This window comes from Arthrobacter sp. H14, assembly GCF_000520495.1.
Classification (GTDB): Bacteria; Actinomycetota; Actinomycetes; order Actinomycetales; family Micrococcaceae; genus Arthrobacter_C.
In genome coordinates this window covers 10,762-17,416 of sequence record NZ_KI914667.1, presented here as the reverse complement: position 1 = coordinate 17,416, position 6,655 = coordinate 10,762, and the positions used below count along the sequence as shown (strand labels likewise).

At 63.8% G+C, this 6,655-nt stretch carries 7 protein-coding genes; 5 read left to right on the top strand and 2 right to left on the bottom strand.

The features are described 5' to 3' along the window. Both Y707_RS26470 and Y707_RS0115205 read right to left on the bottom strand, forming a co-directional pair. Positions 1-801 (bottom strand): multicopper oxidase domain-containing protein (locus Y707_RS26470; protein ID WP_155853018.1); only part of this gene is annotated, 801 nt, incomplete at its 3' end. Continuing rightward, positions 798-1,442 (bottom strand): hypothetical protein, encoded by a 645-nt coding sequence (locus Y707_RS0115205; protein WP_155853016.1) that lies wholly within the window; start codon positions 1,440-1,442, stop codon positions 798-800. The genes Y707_RS0115205 and Y707_RS26470, both read right to left, overlap by 4 nt. A 137-nt stretch (positions 1,443-1,579) precedes the next feature. On the opposite strand from Y707_RS0115205, the gene argC reads away from it, so the two are divergent. From argC to Y707_RS26460, 5 genes are all read left to right on the top strand, one after another. Then, a complete protein-coding gene (gene argC, locus Y707_RS0115200) occupies positions 1,580-2,617 on the top strand; it encodes an N-acetyl-gamma-glutamyl-phosphate reductase (protein WP_026535722.1) in 1,038 nt (345 codons plus the stop codon). Then, a complete protein-coding gene (gene argJ / locus Y707_RS0115195) occupies positions 2,614-3,768 on the top strand; it encodes a bifunctional glutamate N-acetyltransferase/amino-acid acetyltransferase ArgJ (protein WP_026535721.1) in 1,155 nt (384 codons plus the stop codon). Before argC ends, argJ begins: the two co-directional genes overlap by 4 nt. Positions 3,769-3,775: 7 nt before the next feature. Beyond that, on the top strand, positions 3,776-4,684 hold the full coding sequence (gene argB, locus Y707_RS0115190) for an acetylglutamate kinase (protein ID WP_026535720.1): 909 nt from the start codon (positions 3,776-3,778) through the stop codon (positions 4,682-4,684). Beyond that, complete coding sequence (locus Y707_RS26465; protein WP_051442076.1) at positions 4,681-5,940, top strand: acetylornithine transaminase; 1,260 nt, start codon at positions 4,681-4,683, stop codon at positions 5,938-5,940. Before argB ends, Y707_RS26465 begins: the two co-directional genes overlap by 4 nt. Continuing rightward, positions 5,937-6,655, top strand: a 719-nt coding sequence (locus Y707_RS26460; RefSeq protein ID WP_081744916.1) for an ornithine carbamoyltransferase, incomplete at its 3' end; no start/stop codon positions are given. The genes Y707_RS26465 and Y707_RS26460, both read left to right, overlap by 4 nt.

The following is a 6,655-nucleotide window of genomic DNA, read 5'->3' as shown; positions in this document are numbered from 1 at the left end:
TGCCCATTCAGGCTCGACGTCGTGGCAGATCCACACCCACTGCCGCTCAAACTCAACTGCGCCGGGTTTCACACACCAGGGGTCACTGGGATCCATCACAATCAGGGCGCCAAACAGTCCGAGCGTACGTTCCACCGGCGTGTTTGTCGGGTCGCTGTAGATGTAGCTGCCGCAGTCCGGGGCGGGAAATTCCAGGTCCTTGTACTTGCCCGGCGCGATTTCCCCGGTTCCAACGTCCGCGCCGCCGTCGCCGGCATTGTGGAACGTCAGCTGATGTGGCTCCGCAAGGCGGTTGTGGACGCGGATCTTGATCGTGCTGCCGTATTCGGCCACGATCGTGCGCTCGGGGAAGTAGCTGGCCCAGTACGCTCTCCTGACAAGGTAGGAGCCAGGGTGCGCCGGGTCCGGGGCGAGCGGCTCCGGCCGGCCGTTTGGAGGCAACGCTGCGCCAAGCGGGTAAGTCCTGCTGGGAATCACCTCATTGTTGACGGTGATAATCTGCGCCGGAAGTGCAAGGCTTGGATTCGCATCCTGCAGATTGCTCGGCCGGTCCCCGAAACCGCGGTGATACACCAGGGAATCGTCGACCATCTTCATATAGCCGTCGTTGATGTACATCTGCAGGACGCCCGGTATCGGCAGAGCCGCCTCCGGTGCCGCCGCCCGCAGCATTGTCGGCGACTGTGCGGAAGCCCGTCCATTGATGGCGCCCAGTGACAACAGGCCTGTGCCGGCGGCGGCGGAGCCGAATTTCAGCGCGTCGCGGCGGTCCGGAGCGGTCGTGGTTCGAGAGGAGTTCATAGCCGTGCCTCCATAGCGGGTCGATTCCGTACCGTGGGAAGCTCCAGCGGAACAATCCGCTGTTCCCAGGGGTCCGAAAATTCGGCAGAGAATTTGTCCGTATCGGACGGGGCGAGATAGCTGATGGCAAACCGCTCGGTTGCTCCGGCCGCGATTGGCCCGGACTGGCGGCCTGTGCCGTTCGGGGTCACGCCGATACCGTCATCGCCGACTTTGAGTCTTAGCTGTCCGGGCGACAGGAGGATCGGATAGTTCTGCAGGTTCTGGACCTCAAGCTCAACCAGAACGACGTCGGCCCAGGTGTGGTTGCCCGGCTCCAGGCTCCCGGTGCCCCCGTGGTTGTGGCCGGATGAGACTCCGGTTGCCGACGCTTCGCTGGCGGAAAGCCGCGGCCGGCGTTCAGCCTTGCGGATTTCCACGGTTCCGAAGCTCGTTTGCCGTCCCCGGGCGCCGGTGTTGCCCCGTGCCCATGCCATCACTCCGGCCGCTCCAGCGAGGAGGAAGGCACCACCGCTGGCCATCACCCCCACCTGGCGGCGTGTGAAGAGCGGAACAGCCGCCTCATCCGGCACGGCTGTATCGATAAGTGTTGCCCCGGACGGTTCGTCGTCCTGTGGCCTGGGCTGTAGTTGCGATTCCACGGCCGGCCCCCCGATCTGTGACAAATAGACTGTATTTATCTTGTTGGGCACCGGTTGGGAAAACCTTGAACGGACAACAAGCCGCAACGATGTATAAATATTGACATCTACGCATAAAAAACCGTTAGAGTTGGATCATGACTTTTTCTGTTGCTGTATCCGGTGCCAGTGGATATGCCGGTGGCGAGGCCCTCCGGCTGCTTTCCTCCCATCCAAATGTGCAGATCGGAGCGATCACCGCGCACAGCAATGCCGGTTCCAGACTTGGCGAACTGCAACCGCACCTGCATTCCCTGAGCCACCGGCTGCTGGAGGAAACCACCGCGGAAAACCTTGCCGGGCACGACGTCGTCGTTCTGGCTTTGCCGCACGGTGCCAGTGCTGAGATGGCGGCGCAACTACCCGAATCCACGCTGGTCATCGACGCCGGAGCGGACCACCGGCTTGAGGATGCGGCTGCGTGGGAGAAGTTTTATGGATCCTCCCATGCCGGCACGTGGCCCTACGGCCTGCCGGAGTTGCCGGGCCAGCGGGAGAAGCTGCGCGGGGCAAAGCGGATTGCCGTTCCGGGCTGTTATCCCACCAGTTCGCTGCTGGCCCTGATGCCTGGCTTCGCCGCGGGATTCCTGGAGAACGACGACGTCGTCATCGTAGCTGCCTCCGGCTCCTCCGGCGCGGGGAAATCGGTAAAACCCCACCTGCTCGGCGCCGAAGTCATGGGAGGCATGAGCCCCTACGGTGTAGGCGGCGGACACCGGCACACCCCGGAAATCGAGCAGGGCCTCTCGCTCGCAGCGGGAGCTCCGGTGCAGATTTCCTTCACCCCGACGCTGGCTCCAATGAGCCGGGGCATTCTCAGCACCGCCACCGCCAAGGTGAAGGCGGGTGCCGGCGTCGATCCTGCCGAACTGCGTGAAGCCTGGGTCAATGCCTACGAGAATGAACCTTTTGTGCACGTGCTGCCGGAGGGCCAGTGGCCAACGACGAAGGCGGTGCTGGGATCCAACCACGCTGTCCTGCAGGTGGCCTACGACGAACATGCTGGGCGCGCGATCGTCAGCTGCGCCATCGACAATCTGACCAAGGGCACGGCAGGCGGGGCGGTCCAGTCAATGAATTTGGCGCTCGGCCTCGATGAAACAGCCGGTCTCGACTTCCAGGCGGTGGCTCCATGAGCGGAATTACCGAACCGGCCGGATTCCGGGCCTCCGGCGTAACGGCGGGGCTGAAAGCGTCCGGTGGAGCCGACGTCGCACTGGTGGTTAACGACGGTCCGGCCAAGGCAGCAGCTGCAGTATTCACGTCCAACCGGGTTGCCGCCGCACCGGTGCACTGGTCCCGGCAGGTTGTTTCCGACGGGCGCGTCGACGCCGTCATCCTGAACTCCGGAGGCGCAAATGCCTGCACCGGACCCGAAGGGTTCCAGAACACCCACACCACCGCAGAGAAGACGGCGGAAGCACTCGGGGTTTCCGCCACGGACGTTTTCGTCTGTTCGACCGGGCTGATCGGCGAACAACTGCCCATGGACAAGCTCCTGCCCGGAGTCGCAGCCGCTGTATCAGCCGTGCATCACGACGGCGGTGCTGAGGCCGCGAAGGCCATCATGACCACCGATTCGGTCGCCAAGGAAGCGGTGGCAGCCGGAACCGGCTACAGCATTGGCGGCATGGCCAAGGGAGCCGGAATGCTGGCCCCCGGGCTTGCCACCATGCTGGTTGTCCTCACCACCGATTCGGACCTGCCGGCCGACGAGCTCGACACCGCGTTGCGGCAGGCAACACGGGTGACCTTTGACCGGACGGACTCCGACGGGTGCATGTCCACCAACGACACGGTGGTGCTGCTGGCCTCCGGAGCCGCCGGCGTCGTCCCGGAACGCGGAGAATTCACTGCGGCGCTGACCGAAGTCTGCCGCAGCCTGGCGGAACAGCTGATTACCGATGCCGAAGGCGCCTCGCACGATATCGCCGTCACCACCATCAATGCCGCCACTGAAGAGGATGCCGAGACGGTCGGCCGAGCCGTAGCCAGGTCCAACCTGTTCAAGACAGCGATCTTCGGCATGGATCCGAACTGGGGGAGGGTGCTCTCCGCAGTGGGAACCACCGATGCGGTATTCGAACCGGACGAGTTGAACGTTGCCATCAACGGGGTACAGATCTGCCGCAACGGCGGAATCGGCGATTCCCGTGACCTGGTGGATCTGGGCGGCCGGAAAGTGACGGTCGAAATAGACCTGAACGCCGGACAGGCCGAGGCCACCATCTGGACGAATGACCTGACCCACGAGTATGTGCATGAGAACAGTGCCTACAGCAGCTGAGGAAGCCATGGAATCGTCTGTACTGATCGCCCAGGATAAGGCGGAAACCCTAATCGAGGCATTGCCCTGGATCCAGCGCTTCGCCGGCAGCATCGTGGTGATCAAATACGGCGGCAACGCGATGGTCAACAACGAACTGCGGCGCGCCTTCGCCGAGGACGTGGTGTTCCTGCACCATGTCGGGATAAAGCCCGTCGTCGTCCACGGCGGGGGACCGCAGATCAACAGCATGCTCGAAAAGCTCGGCATCCAGTCGCGCTTCCGGGCCGGCCTGCGCGTGACCACCCCGGAAGCGATGGACGTTGTCCGGATGGTCCTGACAGGCCAAGTCGGCCGCGAGCTGGTGGGCTTGATCAATGCCCACGGCCCCTACGCCGTCGGACTCAGCGGCGAGGATGGCGGACTGTTGCAGGCTGAACGGCGCGGCGCAATGGTCGACGGCGATGAAGTGGACCTGGGACTCGTCGGCGAAGTGACCGGCGTCAATCCGGCCGCCATCGTGGACCTGCTGGAAGCGGGCAGGATCCCGGTCATATCCACTGTCGCTCCGGAAACCTTTCCGGTCCCCACAGGCGAGGTACTCAATGTCAATGCCGATTCCGCGGCGGCGGCGCTCGCGGTTGCGTTGAAGTCATCCAAGATGATCATCCTGACCGACGTCGAAGGGCTGTACCGGAACTGGCCGGACCGTAACTCGCTGATTTCATCGTTGGCTGCAGTCGAGCTGCGCGCAATGCTGCCGCAGCTCGAGTCGGGAATGATTCCGAAGATGACGGCCTGCCTGAAGGCTGTGGACGAGGGGGTGCCGCGGGCGCATATCGTCGATGGCCGCACGCCGCATTCGCTGCTGCTGGAAATTTTCACCGCGTCCGGTATTGGAACGCAGGTCGTGCCCGACAGTGAGGAGACACAATGAGCGGAAACCCGGACCTTTGGAATGAGCGTTACAAGCAGTCGCTGCTGGGCGTCTTCGGAACGCCGCAACGCGTGCTGGTCCGCGGCTCCGGCTGTTCGGTATGGGACGACGCGGGCAACGAGTATCTGGACCTGCTCGGTGGAATCGCGGTGAACGCGCTAGGGCATGCCCATCCCGCGTTGATCGGCGCCATCACGGCCCAGCTGGAAACTCTCGGCCATATCTCGAACTTCTTCATCAGTCCGCCGCAGGTGCGGCTGGCGGAAAAACTGCTGAGCATCACCAACGCCCCGGACGGCTCCAAAGTCTTCTTCACCAACTCCGGCACCGAAGCCAACGAGGCGGCTTTCAAGCTCGCCCGCAAGCACGGCCGCAATGCCGACGGCGAAGGTGCGGTAAACGCGGACGGAAAACCGGGATCCAGCGTCCCCGGCCGGAACCGGATTATCGCTCTGGAAGGCGCGTTTCACGGCCGCACCATGGGGGCATTGGCGTTGACCGCAAAGGAGGCTTACAAGGCACCGTTTGAGCCGCTGCCCGGACCAGTGACGCATATTCCGTTCGGCGATATCGCCGCGCTGGAGGAGGCAGTCGACGAAACGGTCGCCGCCGTCTTCCTTGAACCCATCCAGGGCGAGGCCGGTGTGAGGCCCTTGCCGGACGGATATTTGAAAGCCGCCCGGCAGTTGACCACCGACGCCGGTGCACTGTTGATCATCGACGAGGTCCAGACAGGTATCGGCCGGACCGGCTCCTGGCTGTGTTCGGGTGGCGAAGTCGTGCCCGACGCCGTAACCCTCGCCAAGGGTCTTGGCGGTGGGATCCCCATCGGTGCGATGGTTACGTTCGGCGAGGCGCCGTCGTCGTTAATGGCTGCGGGTGACCATGGGACCACCTTTGGTGGAAATCCGGTGGCCACCGCGGCGGCACTAACGACCCTGGAGACCATCGAATCGGAAGGGCTGCTCGAGCACGCTGCCAAGCTTGGAACTTGGCTGCGGAGCCGGCTGGAGTCCTTGGATCACGTCGTGCAGGTCCGCGGTGCCGGCTTGTTGATAGCGTTCGATCTTGACGCTCCCGTGGCGGCGAAGCTCGTCACGACGGCACTGGAACATGGCTTCATCGTCAACAGCCCGGGGCCAGCGACCATCCGGCTCGCTCCGCCGCTGATCCTCACCCAGCAACAGGGGGACCGGTTCCTGGCCGCGCTCCCACAGCTTATTGACCAGGTTATCGACCAGAAGGAGAATTCATGACCCGCCACTTTCTACTCGACACGGACTTGAGTCCTGCCGAGCAGGCCGAGGTGCTTGAACTCGCCGTCACGATGAAAGCGGACCGGTTTGCCCGCAAGCCGTTCGCCGGCCCGCAGACAGTGGCCGTCATTTTCGACAAGACCTCAACCCGTACCCGCGTATCCTTTGCGGCGGGAGTGGCGGACCTGGGCGGTTCGCCGCTGATCATCGGCGCGGGCGATGCCCAGCTGGGACATAAGGAATCCATCGCCGACACCGCCCGGGTGCTCGAACGAATGGTTGCCACGATTGTGTGGCGCACATTCGAGCAGTCGGGACTGGAGGAAATGGCGGCGCATTCCTCGGTGCCGGTTATCAACGCCCTCTCCGACGAGTACCATCCCTGCCAATTGCTGGCGGACCTGCTGACGGTCAAGGAGCACAAAGGCCGGCTGGACGGGCTGACCATGAGCTATCTCGGGGATGGGGCCAACAACATGGCCGCCTCTTACCTGCTGGCCGGTGCCACCGCGGGAATGCACGTGCGGATCGGCACCCCGGAGACCTACCTGCCATCCGGGACGGTGATTTCCGCGGCGAAGGAGCGTGCGGCGGAAACCGGCGGCTCCATCCTGATCACCTCGGATTCGGCCGAGGCCTTGGCTGGCGCGGATGTGCTGGCCACGGACACCTGGATCTCCATGGGTCAGGAAGACGAGCAACAGGCGCGGGCGGA